This window comes from Bacillus sp. NP247, from assembly GCF_018966865.1.
Taxonomy (GTDB): domain Bacteria; phylum Bacillota; class Bacilli; order Bacillales; family Bacillaceae_G; genus Bacillus_A.
Genome location: NZ_CP076653.1, coordinates 3,373,011 through 3,392,748 on the forward strand (window position 1 = coordinate 3,373,011; position 19,738 = coordinate 3,392,748).

Below are 19,738 nucleotides of genomic sequence, written 5' to 3' on the forward strand. Positions count from 1 at the left end.
AATTTATAATTCTAGATTTTGGGAGGAACAAAAGTGAAACAACAAGTGAGAAAACTTCTTTTAACAACAAGTATAGCATTATTGGTAGCACCAATTTCTGCTTATGCACATCCGGGACGAACGGATGCTAATGGGGGGCATACGTGTCGTACTAATTGTGAAAAATGGGGATTACAGTACGGGGAATACCATTATCACAATAAACCAGCTTCTAGCGGTGGCACAACGAGCCCTGCACCTAGTCAAAATAATAATGGTGCGGTAGAAGCAGAAGCACAGCGTAAGGTAGAGGCAGAGAAACAACGTGCTGCGGAAGAACAACGTAAAGCTGAAGAAGAGCGACAACGTATAGCTGAGGAGCAAAGAAAAGCAGAAGAAGCGCGTAAGCAAGAGGAAGCGCAGCGCCAAGCAGATATGGAAAAAGGGCAAGTTGAAGGTCAAAAAAGTGGAGAGACAGATTTTAAAGCAGGAAAAAACAATGCGGAAGGGCATTTAGCTGGAAAATCTGATACATATAAACAAGCATTTACAACTGCTTATGCTGCAGCTTGGTCTTTAGAAGAGCAGAAAAAAATGCATTTTGAAAAAGGAAAAAAACAAGGTTTAGCACAAGAGACGATGGATGATAGTCAAGTTGCTCCAGAGTTTAAGGGGAACTTTGCAGAAGGTTTCCAAGTAGGGAATAAAGAGAGAACAGAAAAAGTTGAAAAAGAGCAAGCGGAACTTGGTGAAAAGGCTGGTAAAGAATTAGCTGAAAAGAAACCTGGAAATACTGAAAAGGGTACATATGTGAAAGCATATGAAACCGCGTATGAAAAAGGATATAAGTCTGCCCAAAAAATGGCGGAAAAAGCTGGATATACATATGCACTTGAAAACTACGACTTAAAAGTTCCTGCTAAGTATGAAAAGAATGAAACATTAAAGAAATGGTTTACGGAAGGATTTAAATCAAATAAAAAGGCAGCGGAAATTCGAGAAGAAGGATATAAAAAAGGAGACAGTTGGCTTTCGTTCTTCTATAAGAGTTTCGTGCCAAGTGAATATAAAGAACATAAAGGCTTGTATGAACAAGCAATAGAAAAGGGAAAGAAAGCGTAAAAAAAGATGAGGAAAATTCCTCATCTTTTTTTAATCCATCCATTTCACTAATTTCTTAGAAATTGATAATAAAACACAACCTAAAACGATCGCCACAGCGCCAATAACTGTGAATACTTCTGCATATCCAAGTGAAGTTGTGAAGCTTGCAAGCTGTCCGCCTAAAATATTAGCAATACCTGAGCTTGCTAACCATACGCCCATTAATAAAGAGGCTAGTTTTACTGGAGCGAGAGCACTAACCATTGATAGCCCGACAGGTGATAAGAATAGCTCACCTAACGTATGGAAAAGATACGTAAAGACGATAAATAGTAAGTTTGCTTTTTCTGTAATGTTATGTTCGTCACTGCCTGTTTTTAATGTAGCGATAACAAGAACAATATAACCGATACCGAGTAAGATCATACCAAGTCCCATTTTTGTTGGGATTTTCATGTCACCATTTTTTCTAGTTGCCAGTTTCGCCCATAATGCTGAAATGGCTGGTGCAAGTAAAATAATAAATAACGGATTGACCGATTGGAACCAAGACGTTGGTACTTCCCATCCGAATACGGAGCGGTCAACGAATTTATTTGTATATAATGTTAACGAACTACCAGCTTGTTCAAAGCCAGCCCAGAAGAAGACAACGAAGCACGTTAAAATGACGATAACTGCTGTATGTTGTTTTTCTTTTTTTGTTAATGGTGTATTTCCTACTGTTGGTTGTCCATCTGTTGTTTGTAAATCGCGGGTTGGTTTTTTACCAATATCACCAAGGAAGCGATTAGATAGTGTTGTAAATAAAATTTGTCCAATGATCATTCCGATTGAAGCGGCTAAGAAGCCGTAACGGAATCCGAAATGAACAACGCCATCTACTGTTGTTTTGAATAAATTTTCTGATAAAAATCCGCAAACGAGTGGAGCTAAAAACGAGCCAACGTTAATACCCATATAGAAAATTGTAAATGCACTATCACGCTTTGGATCGTGCTCTTCGTATAATTCTCCAACAAGTGTAGAGATATTCGGTTTGAAGAATCCATTACCGATAATAATAAGCGCTAATCCGAGGTATAGGCCGACTTGGTTTTGCAAGGCAAATAGTGTAAGGTTACCAATTGCCATCGTTATACCACCAATTGTGATGGCTTTTCGTTTACCTAGAAAACGGTCTGTTAAGTATCCACCGATTAATGGTGTGAAATAACAAGCACCAGTATAGAATCCGTAAATAGAGAGTGCCCACGCTGGACTAAACCCAAGACCACCGCTTACTAAAGCTGTCGTTAAATATAATGTTAATAATCCTCGTAATCCATAGTAACTAAATCTTTCCCACATTTCTGTAAAGAAGAGTAAGTATAAACCTGGAGGATGTTTCTTTTTTCTTTGTTGTTCTCTTTCTAGTTGTATCGCTGATTCCATAATATTTTCCTCCTGACACAAGCAAAAAACAAAGTTAATAGTTTTGTATGATTAATATTTTACCTTATTAACTATTATAAGTCAATAAAGGTTGATTTTTCAGAAGAAATTTGAAAAGGGAAATAGCTATAGAATGGGTGTTTCTTTTGTGATAGACTATGGACTATGTTTTCTTTGTAAGGAAGCGGATTACCGCATTTTTTATGTGTGGAATTGATTTCATGAGAGGTGAAATTGAAGAAGGAGTTTTAAGCCTTAATCGAAAAAGTAAGCAATCATAGATATATGTATTACAATGTAATTATGAAACAGCAGTATATGTCGAAAGTATTTTTTGGAATGATTCATAGGTCTATTGAAATATTGAAAAGATAGGATAATCAAGGTATTTTAACTGCTTATCGAAATTAAAAAGATACATGAAAAACGATCTCCACAAGAAGCACTTGTTCAAGATTTGCTATCTATCATTCATGTATGTAGTCGTAGGATATATGGATTGAGAAAATACAAAGAATGTCGGAGGATAAAGAGATATGAGAAGAGCATATTTTATAGAGATAAAACCGACAAGTGAGCAAATAGCTAAGATCAATCAAACGATTGGAGTGTGCAGATATATTTACAATCTGTATCTCGCTAAAAACAAAGAGATATATGAATCCGAGGGGAAATTTCTTAGTGGTTATGACTTTTCTAAATGGCTAAACAACATCCATGCAAAAGAGTGTGACCAGTGGATTAAAGAAGTGTCGAGTAAAGCTGTAAAACAAGCCATTATGAATGGAGATAAAGCTTTTAAAAGATTTTTTCGGGGCTTATCTGGATTTCCACGCTATAAGAAAAAGAAGAATGAAGATGTCAAATGTTATTTCCCTAAAAACAACAAAACAGATTGGACAGTAGAAAGACATCGAGTAAAAGTCCCAACGATTGGTTGGATGAGGTTAAAAGAATATGGGATATCCCCAAAACCGTGATTGTAAAAAGTGGAACGATAAGTAAAAGAGCAGGAAGATATTTTGTATCTGTGCTTTGCGAATTAGAAGAAACAAAAACGAAGCTAACACTCAATAAAATAGGTGTAGGGATTGATTTAGGAGTGAAGGATTTCGCTATACGTAGCGATGGTATCATTCATAAAAACATTAATAAAACAATGCAAGTAAAAAAGATAGAAAAACGCTTAAAACGTGAGCAACGTTCTTTATCGCGTAAATTTGAAAATAAAAAAAAGAGAGGTGAACAATCTGTTACTAACAAAAGAGCAAATATAGATAAAAATATTCTTAGGGTGCAAAAACTACATGCCAGGCTAGCAAATATTCGATTAGCGTATGTAAGGTCTATTGTAAATGATGTGGTGAAAACCAAGCCAATGTTTATTACAGTAGAAGATTTGAATGTAAAAGGTATGATGAAGAACAAACATCTATCTAAAGCAGTTGCTAAGCAATGCTTTTATACATTTAAAACATGGTTATTGGCGAAATGTGAGGAATATGGAATTGAACTACGTCAAGTAGGCAGGTTCTATCCATCGTCAACGCTATGTTCATGTTGTGGTCAAAAGAAAACGAATGTAAAGCTTTCTGACCGAGTATATACATGTGAATGTGGAAATGTAATGGATAGAGATTGGAACGCGTCAATCAACCTTTTACAAGCAAAAAAATATACAATACTAACGTAAATAGATTGTATATATGTACGGTGGGCTACATCGGAATTTACGCCTGTGGAGTGTCACAGCAAACTGCAGTAGCGAGTTAGTGGCGAGGCAGGACACATAGAAGCAGGAATACTCTAAGAATGTACATTTTTCTATATTTTTAGTAGCAGAAAGAAATGAAATTGTTACAGAAAAAAGAAATTTTACTTATTAGTCTTATGTTATTCTCTATGTTCTTTGGAGCGGGAAATCTTATATTTCCACCTTTCCTTGGATATGAAGCAGGAGAACATGTATGGATTGCATTGTTAGGTTTTATTATATCAGCAACAGGGCTTCCTATATTAGGGGTTATCGCTATTGCGAAAGCGGGAAGCTTTCAAACGTTAGCGGGCAGGGTTCATTCTTCGTTTGCAATTATATTTCCATGTATTGTGTACTTATTTATTGGACCAGGTCTTGGTATACCACGTGCAGGAAGTTTAGCTTTTGAAATGGGACCAGGTCAGTTGTTCCCAGAAGCGGGTAGCTTAGTTTTGTTATGTTACACGGCTATTTTCTTTAGTATTGTTTACTGGTTAAGTTTATCACCGTCTAAATTAATGGGCTTGTTCGGAAAAGTATTGACGCCGTTATTATTATGTATGATTGCACTTATTTTTATAAAGAGTATGTTTACAACGGTAGGAGATGTGAAAGAGCCAATAGGGGACTATGGACAAGCTCCGATGTTCCAAGGGTTTTTAGACGGATATTTAACGATGGATGCGTTAGCGGCTTTAATATTTGGGATTGTTATTGCAAATGCTTTGCGTGCAAAAGGTATTGAAGATGATAAAGGTTTAGCGAAATATATGAGTATTGCTGGTATTGGAGCAGGGCTTTTATTATCTATTATTTATGTCATTCTTGGATATGTTGGCTCAATTAGCGGTTCATTGGGTACATTTGATAACGGTGCGAAAGTATTGGCGCAAGTTATGACGACATTATTTGGACAAGGCGGGTTAGTTTTATTAGGTCTTATTTTTACTGTCGCTTGTCTATGTGTTTCAATCGGACTTGTTACGTCTTGTAGTCAATTTTTCGCAAGTGTATTTCCGAAAGTGTCTTATAAAGTTTGGGCATTTATATTAAGTTTTGTGAGTATGATTTTAGCTAATTTAGGATTAACGCAAATTTTAAAAGTATCGGTACCGATTCTTGGATTTATTTATCCAATTGCACTAACGCTTATTATTTTAGGGTTATTCCATAAGTATATTGGGAAGTATGTATACGTATATTCGGTAACGATTGGGATCGTAGCGTTATTTAGTGCGATTGATATTTTAAACAAAAGTGTACTGATGAATAAATGGACACCACTACTAAAAATGCTTCCGTTTTATTCAGAAGGTGTAGGTTGGATTGTTCCGGCATTTGTAGGTGCCTGCCTCGGTGTAATTGTTAGTATTGCTATAAATAAGAATAAATAAGTAAGAGGTGTTTTCCTATTTCGGAAAACACCTTTCTTTTTTGGGAAAATAATATTGAAAATGAATAGACTAAGAGTATGATAAAGGTAATTGGTAATATATAGGTCAAGCGAAAAGTCGCTGATGAGGGGGGATTGTATGAAGGAGGATTTAAATAAGAAAATAGAAGCGCTCGAAACGGCAATTGAAACGATGCAAGAGACACTTTATGAATTGAAAGCGAAACAAAGAAAAATAGAAGTAGATAAAGTTCAACAAAATGTTAATAAAGAAAAGAAAGAATATATTGAAGCAGTAAGTAATGAAAAGTTACAAGAAGATGTTGTTAAGAAGAGGGAGTCCATGCAAGAGCCAGTGGTGAAACAAGTAGATATATCTGTATTTAAACCAGAACCATTTAATATTATAAAGTTTTGTCAAACATGGTTACCACGCATATTTGTCGGTATTATGCTACTTGGCGTTATTTGGTTATTTAAAGCAGGGGTAGATGCCGGATTGTTAACACCAGCAATACGGGTTGTATTTGGTATAGTACTATCTGCCGGTTTGTATTATGTAGGAGATATACAAATTAAAAGAGAGCGGCAAGCGTTAGGGTTAGTATTAGCTGGAGGAAGTATTACTGGAATTGTTTTAACGACGTTTGCGGCACATTATTTATATGAATTTATTCCTGCAAGTATTGCGTTTATTTGCAACATTATATGGGTTATTTTAGGGATTTATTTAGCGAAAAGATATAGATCGGAATACCTCGCTATTTTCATAGCGGTGGGAGCATTTTTTGTTCCTTTCTTGTTAAATAGTACGACTCCTAATACGTATATTTTCTTTAGTTATGAGACGATATTAACAATTAGTCTATTATGGTATGCATTGAGAAACCGTTATAAGTACTTGTATATGATTTCTTATGTTGTGGCGGCAATTGTCCTATTTGTCTTCTTTACTGTTATGTCAATATTAGTAGAGAATGTGCAAGTACAGTTAACAGTTGTATACGGCGCAATTCACTTGCTATTATTTTGGCATATGTTTTCGGAGAGAAGTTTTATACAAGAAGCACGATTGGCGATATTTAGTGCGAGTGCAGTTTTCTTTATTGTAGCCATTTCTCAAACTCCTGAATTTACAACGTGGGGATTAGTTATAAGTGCATTTGTGCATGTTGTTATGTTCGCACTTGAATATAGGAAGAATAAACATTCTGTATTTACAAATCTAATATTTGGCTTTGCAATGGGGTCATTTAGTTTAGCGATTTTATACGAGTACAGTTTGGTGAATGCAGCAATCGTATTATTGTTACAAGGTTTCCTTGGTATGGTTACTGCTATTAAAGTAAAGCAAAATATTAAATTGTATGTAAGTGTAACGATTTATGCCATTGGAATGGTACAGACGATTTTTAGTCCGTTTGATGAGTTCATTTCGACAGGATTTGTCGCTCATGTTATTTTGATAGGAACGTTCTATTATTGCATGAGACAAGCGAAAGAAGTGTTAGCGAGTTTTGGTAAATATGTTTATTCCATAGCGCTCTACTCGTTAATGGTCATTGTATTTATTACAATTACTAGGATCGGTGAAGTTCTTTCTACAGATGGAAGTATAATTAGCGTATCTGTATCGTTATTATGGATGGTATATGCGTTATTTGCAGTTTGGTTTGGCCGTTATAGACAGATGAACGAAATATTATATGCTGGCTTAGTCGTATTAGTAGTAACAGTAGGGAAGTTATTCCTTCTCGACCTACCAGAGGTGTCGATGATGATTAGGGCGGTGTTATTCTTAATCGTTGGTAGTATAGGTATCGTTATTTCAAGAATGTTTTTCTCAAAAGAAGAGGAGTGAGAAGAAGGCAATCCGCATTTGGATTGCCTTTTCTTTTACTTCTTATTAATCGTTACAGCCTCATTATATTTCGCTGTTGTGTTTTGTCTTAGACGAAGTGTTGCTTGTCCAGTTGTATTTGAATCAAGTTGTACGTTTGCAATTTTCTCAGCAGAACCAAAGCTGTTTGTTGTGAAAGAGAATGCACTACTATATCCAAAAGTAGATGGCCAAGTACCATTTGTATTTTGAACTTTTGCTACTTGTGTACCGCCAGTAGTGAATATACCTAAAGAGTAATTATTGTATGTTGTGTTTGGTAATAAGTTATTTACTTGAATTTTTATTTGGAACACTTCATTGTTTGGTAGAATGCTAGGGCGTGTAATCGTATAATCGTTTGCTGTTACTGCGCCGTTATATCCGTATGAACCAGGTTTAAATGTATTTGTATTAAACCATTGGTAACCAGCGTTTGGTGCACTCCAAGGTTCTGGTTGTGGTTCGGTTGATAAACTTGGTTGTTCAAATGTTTGTAGAGCTGTAGGTGCATCAAGCTGTAAGCCACTCACTTGATCTAAGCTTGTAAATGTTTCTTGCTTCGCTAACCAATTCACGATGTTTTCTAATAGAACAGCATCGTTTTCTTCTTTATAACCATCATAAGTTTTCTTTGTTTGACCTGAGTCTTCGCGAACATATTTTGGCGTAGCATCTTCAACAGGAGAAGAATCACCAATAAAGGCTGCTTTTCCAAGGCCAACTTTCGAAATAGCAGCATAAGGCCCCTCTGCAACACCACCGCCGTTATAAACGCCGCTATCAACAGCGTTATTCCATTTTGATGGATTTTCTGGAAGATACACAAGACCTTTCGCTAGTTTTGGATTTGTAATCGCAAGAGTAGAGCCGGCATGCATTGCTACAGATGAAACGCCTTCTGTAATTCCGAATGATTGTGCAGGTGAGACGATATTTTTAGCTGAAACATCACCAAGTGCATTGTAACGGAAGCGAATGCCAAAATTATCGGATAGCCAATCAGAGCTTTCTACTCCTTGCATAGCTTGTGAAGTTGTTTCTTCAGTAGACATTCCCTTTGCTGGATTATCCCATGCCCCGCGTCTATATCCATTGAACACTTCTGAGGAGTCCCAGCGGTTTTTATTACGATCTGCATTATAATGATCGGCAATGAAGAAAATACTGCCGCCATTTTTCACGTATTGTAACATTGCGTCTTGCTCAGATTTTTTATAAGGAATATTGGCTTCGGGAACGATAAACACATTGTAATTTTTTAAATCGTCATATGTAATAGGTGTTGATTTACGCAGTTCTTTTACATGATATCCGTTTTGGGCAATGCCGTTTCCGAAATCAGAAAAACCACCATCAATAACCCAATCAGCTGTCCCAGCCGTTTGACCGTGTGTATTATCGAATAATACTTTCTTACCATTGTTTTGATTTACAACTTTTGCAGTAATTTCAGGAGCTGGGTCTACGGAGCTTTCGGCGTAAGTAGACGGAATGTAAGAACTCCCTATACTAAGTGTGATTGCTGTTGCTAAAGAAAATTGAATCCATTTTTTATTCTTCATAGAAGAATCCCCCTAATAATAAATATAAGTGCATTAATAATGTAATTTATTTTTCTGAAAAAATAAAGACAGAAAACGTAAAAAATATTAAAAAATTGTAAAAATACCGTTAATTTTGTTGAGAAATATTTATATAGACAATAAAGAATCCCTTCCAATTAATAAGGAAGGGATAGCTTGTTTAACTAATTTTTGAATTAGGTGTTTCATCAATCTTATGAAATCCTTTCATGTAATACACGATAGCTAAGCCAATAAGCCAAATTGGGCCGACAATCAATGCAATTCGTGTATCTTCTGAATACGCCATTATACCCAATACTAATGCAAGGAAAGCGAGTGAGAAATATGAACTTAATGGGAATAAAGGCATTTTATACGATAATTTTTGTTTGTTTTGCGTGGGCAAACCTTTACGGAACTTAATTTGTGCAACTAATATAATGCCCCAAGTCCAAATTGCCCCGAAAGTTGAAATGCTAGTGAGCCATGTAAATACCTTTGCAGGTACGAGATAGTTTAATATAACACCAATGAGTAAAACGATAGTAGTTGCTACAATTCCTTGACTTGGAATGCCATTTTTATTTAAACGACCAAATCTTTCAGGAGCTTTCTTCTGCTGAGCTAATGTAAATAGCATACGGCCTGTACTAAATAAACCGCCGTTACAAGAAGAAAGAGCTGCTGTTAATACGACAAAGTTAATAATACCTGCTGCTTTTGCGATACCGATTTGCTGGAATGTTAATACGAATGGACTTCCTTTCTCGCCAAGTTCGTTCCATGGATAAATTGCCATCATAACGAATAGAGCCCCAACGTAGAACAGTAATATTCTCCAAAACACGTTATCAATTGCTTTTGCGAGTGTTTTCTTCGGATTTTGAGCTTCACCAGCTGTAACACCGATTAGTTCAACGCCTAAATAAGCGAATAACACCATTTGTAAAGAGAGTAGTAACCCAGAAAAACCATTTGGGAACCAGCCACCATGTGACCAAAGATTTGAAATACCAGTAGCGATACCGCCGTTTCCGAATCCGAATAAAATAATTCCAGCTCCAACTACTATCATACAGATAATTGTGACAATTTTAATGAGAGCAAACCAAAACTCAAGTTCTCCAAATACTTTTACCGATAAGAAGTTGAAAGCGCTCATTAATAATAGAGCGAGTAACGCCCAAGTCCAGCGCGGGATATCTGGGAACCAGTACTGCATGTAAATTCCAGCTGCTGTAATTTCAGCCATACAAGTAACAACCCATAAGAACCAGTAGTTCCAACCAGTAATATAGCCAGCTAGTGGGCCGATATAATCATTAGCATATTTACTAAAAGAACCAGCAACTGGTTGTTCAATTGCCATTTCTCCGAGCGCCCGCATAATGAAAAAAATAACGAGCCCAGCGATCATATAACCTAGTAAAATGGAAGGACCAGCTAGTTTAATAGCAGAAGCTGATCCTAAAAATAGTCCAACGCCAATAGCTGAACCGAGAGACATTAAAGTAATATGCCGTTCTTTTAAACCTCGATTTAAAGTTCCTGATTTGTTTGTGTGCTGCATAAGAAGAATCCTCCTTGTTGAGTGAACGTTATTTGAATGCGTTTACTAAATATTTAACTATTTCAAATTATAAAACATTTCTATCTGTTATGCTACAAAAATAATCAAAATGAACTGTACTACATCTGTACTTGTCAGACTTAAACTTAAAATTCTCACTATTAGAGAATATATTGACTCTTCTTTTTATTGATTGTTAAGATTAAGTATTATATTTTCTCACATACTAGTAAGAAAAGAATGTGTGATAATAATTCAGATGTAGGAAGGGTACATAAGCATGTTTCAATTACAAAAATATAACACTTCTGTGAAGCAAGAGCTTTTAGCTGGCATCACAACTTTTTTTACATTTGCGTATATTCTGGTCATCAATCCGAAAATATTATCTGATGCAGGTGTACCATTTGATCAAGCTTTTACGGCAACTATTATTGCGACAGTTATTGGGACGCTATGTATGGCGTTTTTAGCTAACTATCCAATTGTTATTGCTCCAGCTATGGGAATGAATGCATATTTTGCGTATTCTGTTGTTCAACAGGCAGAGGGGATTACATATGTAATTGCCTTTTCAGCGGTATTTGTAACAGGGATTATTTTTCTTTTATTATCTTTTACTTCGTTTAGGCAAAAGTTAATTTTAGCAATTCCTGATAGTTTAAAGCATGCAATTGCAGGTGGAATTGGACTATTTATTGCTTTTATTGGATTACGCCTTTCTGGAATTATCGTTGATCATCCATCTAATTTAGTTACGATTGGTGATTTTCATTCTCCAGCCGTTATTTTAACTTTAATCGGTTTAATTTTAGCGGCGGTATTAATGACATTACGTGTGAGTGGTGCATTATTTATTAGTATGATTGTGACAGGAGTTATCGCCTTCTTTACAGGGCAACTGAAGTTTGAGGATAAAATTGTAGCGATGCCTCATTTACCAGAGGGAATTATCGTTTCGAATCCAATCAATGCATTTTCAGATGTAATCGAATACGGACTATATGGTGTTGTATTTTCGTTTTTGCTTGTACTTTTATTTGATACGACAGGTGCATTACTCGGTTTAATTAAACAAGCAGGTTTAATTACAGATAATACAGAGAAACGTTTTGGTAAAGCGTTTATTGCAGATGCGGTTGGCGGAACGACAGGTTCTATCTTTGGAACAAGTCCAACAGCAGCGACAATTGAATCGTCAGCTGGTATTGCTGCGGGTGGTAAAACGGGGTTAACAGGTATTGTAGTTGTTGGTCTAACAATTATAACGGCATTCTTCAGCCCTGTTATTGCTTCTTTATCAAGTGTAGCCGCTATTACAGCTCCTTCATTAATTATTGTAGGTAGTTTAATGGCACAAAGCATTCGGGATATTAATTGGAATGAATTTGAAGACGCATTACCGGCATTTTTAATTTTCGTTGGTATTCCGTTGACATCTAGTATTGCGAATGGAATTGCAATCGGATTTTTAGTGTATCCAGTCTTAAAGATTGTGAAAGGGAAAGGGATGGAAGTGCATCCGTTACTATACTTATTTACAATTTTATTTGGATGTCATTTATTCTTATAATATAGATAGGAGAGGGGCTTCTTATGAGAGGCTCCTTTTTTGTGTATAATTAAGTGAAACTATAATCAGTGGGGGTTTTATCGCCCACAAATAGCGGGATAAAGTGAAAATCAAATTAATTACGTAAAATATAAATTACTTAATGGAATATATATGTTACAATAAAGGTAGAGGAGGAACATGAATGGCTGTAAGTAAAATAAAAGTCGCGCGTGTTCAGTTAGGTTTAACACAGCAACAATTAGCAGAAAAAGTAGGCGTTACAAGGCAAACGATTAGTTTAATTGAGAAGGGGAAATACAACCCGTCTTTAGATTTATGTTTGAAAATTTGTTATGCGGTAGATAAAACATTGAATGATTTGTTTTGGGTGGAAAAGGAGTGATAGGGTGAAAATCGTGAAAGATGAACGTTTAATGATCGAGGGGTTAAAACATGTTAGATTGGCTTTCATCTTACAAAATATCGTAATATTAAGTATTGTTTTTTACCGCTATGTCTTGCAAGGGGCAGGATATGAAAGTGTTTCGGATTTATTAATGGTATTTATGGGTGGGATAATAGTTATTAACTTTTTAAACTTAAAAAATTCGGTGGAAGTGTATGAGCATACAGGGGGAGTATCTCGTAGTTATTTCATGAAACTATTATTCATTCCAGTAGGGATTGTTATTGGTATTTTAGGTATTTGTATTATTGTAACACCGAATATTTCAATGAAGGAAATTAGTATAACAGGACTTATTATGTTTGCTTGTTTTTTAGTTCCTAGTTTGTTTATATACATATATATGAAAAAAATAAAAAGTGAAGATGAGATATAAGAAAAGCTTTCTGCAATATGCAGAAAGCTTTTCTTATATTTCTTTATACATTACTTTATGTAGTCCCATTGGATCAATCTCGAAGATTTCACCATGCTCATGGAAACCTAATCGTTTGTAATAATCCGCTACGGTAATTCGGGCATTACACCATAGAATATTTGCTTCGCGTTCTTGGAGGACTTGTTCAGCTTTACGGATTAAGGAGCTGCCAGCATGCTGGTTTCGGAAATTAGGTAATGTTGCCATTCCTCGTAGACGATAGTGGGTACCAGCTTGTAAATCAGGATGTATTTCTTTAGAGAAGGAGGCGATGCTAACAAGTTCATCATGTAGAAATGCACCTAAATGAAAGGCGTCTGTTTCGTAATCTGAATCGTATTTACAATCTTCTAATGATTGATTGGGACGCAAAATCGTTTGACGAAATAAATATGTTTCAGACGCATCAATCTGTTTCACGGTAATCAAAATATCATCCTTTCTTATCATCCTTTTTCTATAAGTTGTAAGAAGAAATATGCGGGTGCAACGAGAAGTCCTAGTATGCTAGCGGTTCCGAGAAGGAGTGAAACTAGGAGACAAAAGTACTTAATTCCATTCGATTTTTTCCATCCATAACTACAAATTTCAATGCTAATACCGATGAGAATAATGGCGACGAGTACTTCTGCTAATAATAAGAGAGCTAAAGTTGAAATAGACATAATGTTATTCATCCCCATAATATGTGATAGTAACATTTTACCATATGAAATTGAAAAAATGCCCCTCAATTATGTGAGGGGCATTTTTCTATTCTAATATGTTTTTCATTGTATCAATATGTTCTTTTGAACCCGTTACAAGTAAAGTATCGCCATACTGTAACTTCGTATCACCATGTGGTATTAATGCTTTATTACCACGGTAAATTTGAATGACAAGTACATCACCTAAAAACGGAAGGCGACGAAGTGCTAAACCGTTATATTTATTACTTTGTAGTGCAACCTCACGCACCGTTTCATTTGCTGTTGTAATTAAGCGAACGAGACTTGGTTTATCAATAAGTGCACGTAATAAAATACGTGTAGAGTTAATAGTCGAGAATACAGCGATATGTTCTTGAGTCGCTTTTTCTTGTAGAAGGGGATCTTCTACACTTGCGATGACGTGTTCAACACCTAATTCTTTTGCGTGTTCTGCTAACAATAAGTTTTGTTCATCATCACTTGTCGCAACGACAACACGGTCTGCTTCGAAAGCTTTTTGCTCCATTAAAGATTGAATAGTAATCTCATCTAATTTTACAATAGGGAAGTCATGAGATTTCGCTTCCTGATCATTTACTTTATTTTGACGTATCATATATAGTGTTACGTCATAATCTTCACGTTTTAAATCAAGTGATAACGGAAGGGTAATTCTGCTTGCACCAATAATAGATACTTTCGGTTTTGGTGTTTCCACTTTTGGAAACATCTTTTTAAATAATATAGGTGCAAAAATACAAGTAATAACGGCGCTTAAAATAAGAGATGCTGATAAACTTGGGCTAATGATGCTTAGCTTTTCACCGATTTGTGCAGCCGCAATAACTAAAGAAAGTGTTGATGTTAACAAAATAGCACTTCCGAGTACGATATTGCGTGGGTACCATTTTCGTAAGACGAGTGATGGCAACAGTTTTGAAATAAAGAGTCCCACAATTAGAATTGGAATCATTAGCATACTAGAAGGCTCTTTAAAAATGGACCATACTTCTAAATTTACACCAACCATTACGAAGAAAATAGGGATGAAGAAACCATATCCGATGGAATCAAGTTTTTCAACCATATCTTCATTTGGTGATAATAAAGATACAAGTACACCTGCTAAAAAGGCTCCCAAAATATTTTCTGCCCCAACAGATTCAGATAATCCAACTAATATTAAAATGAGTGCAAAAACAGCTCGTGTATCAATTTGTACACTGCCGGCTTTTAAGCTTTCTAGGTATGGAATATTTTTAAAACGTCTTGCGACAAAGTAAATTACAATACCAGCACCGAATAGAAGAAGTAGAAGCCACATGCTTTGGCCACTTTCGGAATTTAATCCGACGAATACAGCGAGTAAAATCATTGTAACTAAGTCTGCAATAACAGCGACTAATAAAATGATTTGCCCGATTGCGGTTTTTCCTAAGTTATTTTCTTTCAATGTTGGCACGACAACACCTAAAGAAATAGTTGAAATAATTAAAGTCATGAACATTGCATTATCTACGAATCCTAGCCATACGAATATTAATGATAGGGCATAAGATAAAATGAAAATAAACAAGAAGATAATGCTCGCTGCTTGGAATGTGTTCGGTTCGTTTGTCGTATTCTTTTTCCCTTTTTGTTTAAAGATCGAAAAGTCAATTTCTAAACCACTTAAAAACATTAGGAAGATAAACCCTAGTGTTGATAAGACTTGAAGCCACATATCTGGCTCAATGATGTTAAATCCACTTTTACCTACAAAGATTCCTGCGATAATTTCTGCAACAACGACAGGAAGTGCTTTTAATTTAAAGCGCTGTAACAAAAGGGGAATGAAAAACGCGATTGCGACCACAACCATAAGTGATAGAACAGAAGAATGATGTTCCACTGCGTTCTCTCCCTTCAAATAAATATAGTAACTATTTAGCCATATAATAGGTAGAAAAGCAACGGATATGGTTTCGATTTCATAAAGAAAGAGTTTTCTTAAGATTTGTCATAATAAGTATATTTTCCATGATTTTGTTGTTAATTCCGTAATGTGGATGTAATAGGGGGAGAATAAAAAAAACTGCTGAGATTCCTCAGCAGTCTTTTTTATGCAAATTACATTGAGAAGAAGATCCATACAGTTAAACCAACTGTTGCAGTTGCAACGAAGAAACTGTATATCATTGTAAGAATTTGAACTCTTCCTTCTCCTTCTTTTAAATGCATGAACATAATTAATTGTAATAAAGCTTGCGCAACAGCCATTATGATAATAGTTGTTAATATCGTTGAAAGTGGCAGGGTTGTATAAAGTGCCACGTATAAAGCTAGAAACGTTAGTGCAAGCGATAAAATAAATCCGAAAACGTGTGACCATGGGAATCCGCTATGCGCATGCCCATTTGCTTGATTGTTATTTTGACCCATTTACGCCACCATCCCGTTCAAGTAAACTAGTGTGTAAATAAAGACCCAAACAAGATCAAGGAAATGCCAGTATAAGCTGATAATAAATACTTTACGAGCTGTGACTGGTGTTAAACCTCGTTTTAAAATTTGGATAATAACACAAGTTGCCCAAATGATACCACCTGTTACGTGGGCACCATGCGTTCCAAGAAGAACGAAGAATGCAGATAAGAAAGCACTTGTTTGAATTGTTGCACCTTCACCAATGTACATAATGAACTCTTCGATTTCGAAGAATAGGAAACCTGCACCTAAAAGTAAAGTTAGGATAAACCAGGCTAACATTCCTTTTTGATTGTGTTTACGCATTTCATGAATTGCGATACCACATGTGAAACTACTTGTTAAAAGTAGTAGTGTTTGAATTAAAAGCGTTTTAAGTTCAAACAGTTGCGCTGGTGTTGGGCCATCTGCCGTACGACCAGCAAGGACTAGATAAGAGGCGAAAAGTGTTGCGAACAGCATAATTTCAGCCCCAAGAAAAATCCAGAATCCTAGGATATTCAATCTGCTTTGCTCGGATTGATATTCCAAAGGTAAGCTTTTATCTAAAGCCGCCATGTCATTTCACCTCTCATGCTATATGTTCTGTTTCTTTAATTTCATCAACACTTACGTAGTAACCATCGTCATAATCGAATGAACGATAGATTAAGCAACCTAAAATACCAACTCCGCCGATTGCAGCAAGCCAGAACCAACTAAATACTAATGCAAAACCTGCAAGACCGAAGAATAAAGACGCAATAATAGGCACGCCAGAGTTACTTGGCATGTGAATTGGTTTTATTTCTTCTGCAGCTGGTGTAACTGTTTCTCCGCGTTTTTTCATGAACCAGAAAGCATCAGCTTCTTTAATTTCAGGAAGTTTCGCGAAGTTGTAATGTTGTACAGGAGATTGAGTTGCCCATTCAAGTGTACGGCCGTCCCATGGATCTCCAGTTGTGTCACGCTCACCGTGACGTGCACTCCAAATTACGTTATAGCAAAGGATTAGGAAGCCAATACCCATCATTACAGCACCAACAGATGCGATTTGGTTTAGCCAGCCCCAGCCAAGACTTTCAGAGTAAGTGTACATACGACGAGTCATACCGTCTAAACCTAAGAAGTACATTGGGAAGAAACAGATGTTAAATCCGCTCATAAAGATCCAGAATGTCCATTTACCTAGGCGTTCATTTAACATATGACCTGTCATTTTTGGATACCAGTATGTGAATCCAGCAAGCATAGCGAATACTGTACCTGCGATTAATACGTAGTGGAAGTGAGCAATTAGGAAGTAACTGTTATGGTATTGATAATCAGCTGCTGCCATTCCAAGCATAACCCCTGTAACTCCACCAACTACGAAGTTTGGAATAAATGCCAATGACCAAAGCATTGGAACTGTAAAACGAATACGTCCTTTATACAGTGTAAACAACCAGTTAAAGATCTTAACACCGGTTGGAATCGAAATCGCCATTGTCGAAATCGAGAAGAATGAGTTAACCGCTGGACCTGCACCCATAGTGAAGAAATGGTGAAGCCATACGACGAAACTTAGTAAAGAAATTGCAACCATCGAGTACACCATCGCACTGTAACCGAATAGACGTTTACGTGAGAATGTACTAATGATTTCAGAGAAAATACCGAATGCCGGTAAAATAACGATATATACTTCAGGGTGACCCCATACCCAGAATAGGTTGGCCCATAACATCGGCATACCGCCGCTCGCCATCGTAAAGAAGTGAGCATCGAATAGACGGTCAAATGTCATTAATGCAAGAGCAACTGTTAATACTGGGAAAGCGAAAATAATGATAATTGTTGTAATTAAGATTGACCAAGTAAACATTGGCATTCTCATTAATTTCATACCAGGTGTACGCATTTTTAAGATAGTAACAAGGAAGTTAATACCGGTCATTAGCGTACCGAGACCTGAAATCTGCAATGCAATTGCGTAGTAGTTATTTCCTACACCAGAAGTAAACTCTGTACCTGCCATTGGGAAGTAAGAAGTCCACCCAGCGTCTGGAGAACCACCGATTACGAAAGCGATGTTGAATAACATTGCTCCGACAAAGAATAACCAGAAACTTAAAGCATTTAAGAACGGATATGCAACGTCACGAGCACCAATTTGTAATGGTACTACAAGGTTCATTAATCCCATAACGAATGGCATTGCCATGAAAAGAATCATTACTGTACCATGTGTTGTAAAGATTCCGTTATAGTGTTCAGCGTTTAAATAAGTTGTTTCTGGGAATGTTAACTGTGCACGGATCATTAAACCATCCATACCACCACGGAATAACATTATAACGGCAGAGATAATATACATGGTCCCTATTTTTTTATGGTCAACAGTTGTCAACCATTCATCCCAAAGCCATCTCCATTTTTTGTACTTTGTTAGTACGAAAAGAATCGCTAATGTCACAAGAACGATAGATGCGTCAGCTCCGTAAATAATCGGGTCACCTGTGACAAAAAATTCATCAAGCTTCACTGTGTTCACTCCAATCTGTTGGAATAATAGCTATTATTTTTTGTTTTTGTAGTAGTTGTAATCACAATATTCAAGTGATTTTGGATCTACATAACTTAAGTGATGACTAGAGAATGTCATACGACCAACTACACCAGGTTTAACAATTTCGTTGTACTTATTTTCTGTTAGTTTAGGAGCAGTTTCTTGTACTTCTTTTACCCACTTGTCATACTTTTCTTTTGTTTTTGCTTCAACTTCGAACTCCATATGAGTGAACCCTTCACCAGAGAAGTTCGAACTACGGCCTAGGTAAGAACCAGGCTTATCAGCTTGTAAATATAAATCCATAATCATGCCATCCATAGTGTACTTCATACCACCAAGTTCTGGAACCCAGAATGCATTCATTGGACCTACAGAAGTAAGCTTAAATTGAATTGGTACACCAGCTGGGATGTTTAAATAGTTAACGGTTTCAATTTTTTCCTCCGGGTAACTAAATAACCATTTCCAGTTCGCAGATGTAACATAAATTTCAACTGGTTTAATATGTTTGGACTCTTGCGGAACCTCTTCCGAAGCATAAGTTGCCTTAACTGTTGGAATCGATAATGCGATAACGATAATAACAGGAATAACCGTCCAAATGATTTCTAATAATGTGTTACCATGTTGATCAGGTGGCTCATAGTCCATATTCTCTGGTTTTTCACGATAACGAATCAAGATGACTGTAAACAAGATGAATACAATTGCGATAATTAATGACATAAGCAAGAATGACCAAACAATTAAATCATACTGTGCCTTTGCAACGGGTCCTTGCGGATTTAATACTGCGAGTTTCTTATCACAGCCGCCGAGGAACAGAAGTAATGATAACGGAAGAAGCGAAGCTAACTTCCAAAATGCTTTCTTTAGTTGCACGATTGAAAATCTCCTTTCTCCTTGGATTGAAACTATGCCAATA

16 protein-coding genes and 2 pseudogenes are annotated in these 19,738 nt (G+C 36.3%); 8 read left to right on the forward strand and 10 right to left on the reverse strand.

Features of this window, described 5'->3' with window-relative positions; genetic code table 11:
- The first annotated feature begins 33 nt into the window (after positions 1-33).
- Positions 34-1,101 (forward strand): YHYH domain-containing protein, encoded by a 1,068-nt coding sequence (locus KPL75_RS17575; RefSeq protein WP_219917160.1) that lies wholly within the window; start codon positions 34-36, stop codon positions 1,099-1,101.
- 30 nt (positions 1,102-1,131) lie between these two features.
- Here KPL75_RS17575 and KPL75_RS17580 read toward each other — a convergent pair whose 3' ends face one another.
- Positions 1,132-2,517 carry a peptide MFS transporter gene (locus KPL75_RS17580; RefSeq protein WP_002204414.1) on the reverse strand — a complete coding sequence of 462 codons (1,386 nt, stop codon included), beginning with the start codon at positions 2,515-2,517 and terminating at the stop codon, positions 1,132-1,134.
- 418 nt (positions 2,518-2,935) lie between these two features.
- Between KPL75_RS17580 and KPL75_RS27445 the strand changes: the two are divergent.
- From KPL75_RS27445 to KPL75_RS17595, 4 genes and pseudogenes are all read left to right on the forward strand, one after another.
- A pseudogene (locus KPL75_RS27445) lies at positions 2,936-3,094 on the forward strand (IS607 family transposase); the annotation flags it as partial.
- Positions 3,054-4,210, forward strand: a pseudogene (locus tag KPL75_RS17585) (RNA-guided endonuclease InsQ/TnpB family protein). The pseudogenes KPL75_RS27445 and KPL75_RS17585, both read left to right, overlap by 41 nt.
- Positions 4,211-4,365: 155 nt before the next feature.
- Positions 4,366-5,667, forward strand: coding sequence for a branched-chain amino acid transport system II carrier protein BrnQ1 (gene brnQ / locus KPL75_RS17590; RefSeq protein ID WP_219917161.1), 1,302 nt, complete (start codon positions 4,366-4,368; stop codon positions 5,665-5,667).
- Between the two features lie 138 nt (positions 5,668-5,805).
- Entirely contained in the window at positions 5,806-7,527 is a 1,722-nt protein-coding gene (locus KPL75_RS17595) for a DUF2339 domain-containing protein (RefSeq protein WP_219917162.1), read from the forward strand.
- 35 nt (positions 7,528-7,562) lie between these two features.
- Here KPL75_RS17595 and KPL75_RS17600 read toward each other — a convergent pair whose 3' ends face one another.
- Positions 7,563-9,110, reverse strand: coding sequence for a DNA-binding protein (locus KPL75_RS17600; protein ID WP_219917163.1), 1,548 nt, complete (start codon positions 9,108-9,110; stop codon positions 7,563-7,565).
- 181 nt (positions 9,111-9,291) lie between these two features.
- Positions 9,292-10,683: an amino acid permease gene (locus KPL75_RS17605; protein WP_219917164.1), complete on the reverse strand. Its 1,392-nt coding sequence runs from the start codon at positions 10,681-10,683 to the stop codon at positions 9,292-9,294.
- A gap of 280 nt (positions 10,684-10,963) precedes the next feature.
- Between KPL75_RS17605 and KPL75_RS17610 the strand changes: the two genes are divergently transcribed.
- The 3 genes from KPL75_RS17610 (at position 10,964) to KPL75_RS17620 (ending at position 13,080) form a co-directional block, all read left to right on the forward strand.
- Positions 10,964-12,256: an NCS2 family permease gene (locus KPL75_RS17610; protein ID WP_219917165.1), complete on the forward strand. Its 1,293-nt coding sequence runs from the start codon at positions 10,964-10,966 to the stop codon at positions 12,254-12,256.
- 184 nt (positions 12,257-12,440) lie between these two features.
- Positions 12,441-12,641 (forward strand): helix-turn-helix transcriptional regulator, encoded by a 201-nt coding sequence (locus tag KPL75_RS17615; protein WP_219917166.1) that lies wholly within the window; start codon positions 12,441-12,443, stop codon positions 12,639-12,641.
- A 4-nt stretch (positions 12,642-12,645) separates the two neighbouring features.
- Positions 12,646-13,080 carry a hypothetical protein gene (locus KPL75_RS17620; protein ID WP_219917167.1) on the forward strand — a complete coding sequence of 145 codons (435 nt, stop codon included), beginning with the start codon at positions 12,646-12,648 and terminating at the stop codon, positions 13,078-13,080.
- Between the two features lie 33 nt (positions 13,081-13,113).
- On the opposite strand, the gene KPL75_RS17625 is transcribed toward KPL75_RS17620, so the two are convergent.
- From KPL75_RS17625 to KPL75_RS17655, 7 genes are all read right to left on the reverse strand, one after another.
- The gene (locus KPL75_RS17625) at positions 13,114-13,551 is read right to left on the reverse strand and encodes a GNAT family N-acetyltransferase (protein WP_219917168.1); all 438 of its coding nucleotides are present in this window, start codon (positions 13,549-13,551) and stop codon (positions 13,114-13,116) included.
- A gap of 17 nt (positions 13,552-13,568) precedes the next feature.
- On the reverse strand, positions 13,569-13,823 hold the full coding sequence (locus KPL75_RS17630) for a DUF4022 family protein (protein WP_219917169.1): 255 nt from the start codon (positions 13,821-13,823) through the stop codon (positions 13,569-13,571).
- Between the two features lie 52 nt (positions 13,824-13,875).
- Positions 13,876-15,705: a monovalent cation:proton antiporter family protein gene (locus tag KPL75_RS17635; protein WP_219917170.1), complete on the reverse strand. Its 1,830-nt coding sequence runs from the start codon at positions 15,703-15,705 to the stop codon at positions 13,876-13,878.
- Between the two features lie 218 nt (positions 15,706-15,923).
- Positions 15,924-16,235, reverse strand: a complete 312-nt coding sequence (gene qoxD, locus KPL75_RS17640) for a cytochrome aa3 quinol oxidase subunit IV (protein ID WP_000531385.1) — start codon at positions 16,233-16,235, stop codon at positions 15,924-15,926.
- Positions 16,236-16,838, reverse strand: a complete 603-nt coding sequence (gene qoxC / locus KPL75_RS17645) for a cytochrome aa3 quinol oxidase subunit III (protein ID WP_002010602.1) — start codon at positions 16,836-16,838, stop codon at positions 16,236-16,238.
- 13 nt (positions 16,839-16,851) lie between these two features.
- Positions 16,852-18,786, reverse strand: coding sequence for a cytochrome aa3 quinol oxidase subunit I (qoxB, locus tag KPL75_RS17650; protein WP_000762387.1), 1,935 nt, complete (start codon positions 18,784-18,786; stop codon positions 16,852-16,854).
- A 33-nt stretch (positions 18,787-18,819) separates the two neighbouring features.
- Positions 18,820-19,695 (reverse strand): cytochrome aa3 quinol oxidase subunit II, encoded by an 876-nt coding sequence (locus tag KPL75_RS17655; protein WP_219917171.1) that lies wholly within the window; start codon positions 19,693-19,695, stop codon positions 18,820-18,822.
- Between the last annotated feature and the right edge of the window lie 43 nt (positions 19,696-19,738).

What these genes read in the sequence shown, in the direction of transcription:
- brnQ (WP_219917161.1), top strand. Translation starts at nt 4,366, where the DNA reads ATGAAATTGTTACAGAAAAAAGAAATTTTACTTATTAGTCTTATGTTA.
- KPL75_RS17605 (WP_219917164.1), bottom strand. Translation starts at nt 10,683, where the DNA reads ATGCAGCACACAAACAAATCAGGAACTTTAAATCGAGGTTTAAAAGAA.
- KPL75_RS17595 (WP_219917162.1), top strand. Translation starts at nt 5,806, where the DNA reads ATGAAGGAGGATTTAAATAAGAAAATAGAAGCGCTCGAAACGGCAATT.
- qoxC (WP_002010602.1), bottom strand. Translation starts at nt 16,838, where the DNA reads ATGGCGGCTTTAGATAAAAGCTTACCTTTGGAATATCAATCCGAGCAA.
- KPL75_RS17580 (WP_002204414.1), bottom strand. Translation starts at nt 2,517, where the DNA reads ATGGAATCAGCGATACAACTAGAAAGAGAACAACAAAGAAAAAAGAAA.
- qoxD (WP_000531385.1), bottom strand. Translation starts at nt 16,235, where the DNA reads ATGGGTCAAAATAACAATCAAGCAAATGGGCATGCGCATAGCGGATTC.
- KPL75_RS17600 (WP_219917163.1), bottom strand. Translation starts at nt 9,110, where the DNA reads ATGAAGAATAAAAAATGGATTCAATTTTCTTTAGCAACAGCAATCACA.
- KPL75_RS17615 (WP_219917166.1), top strand. Translation starts at nt 12,441, where the DNA reads ATGGCTGTAAGTAAAATAAAAGTCGCGCGTGTTCAGTTAGGTTTAACA.
- KPL75_RS17630 (WP_219917169.1), bottom strand. Translation starts at nt 13,823, where the DNA reads ATGTTACTATCACATATTATGGGGATGAATAACATTATGTCTATTTCA.
- KPL75_RS17610 (WP_219917165.1), top strand. Translation starts at nt 10,964, where the DNA reads ATGTTTCAATTACAAAAATATAACACTTCTGTGAAGCAAGAGCTTTTA.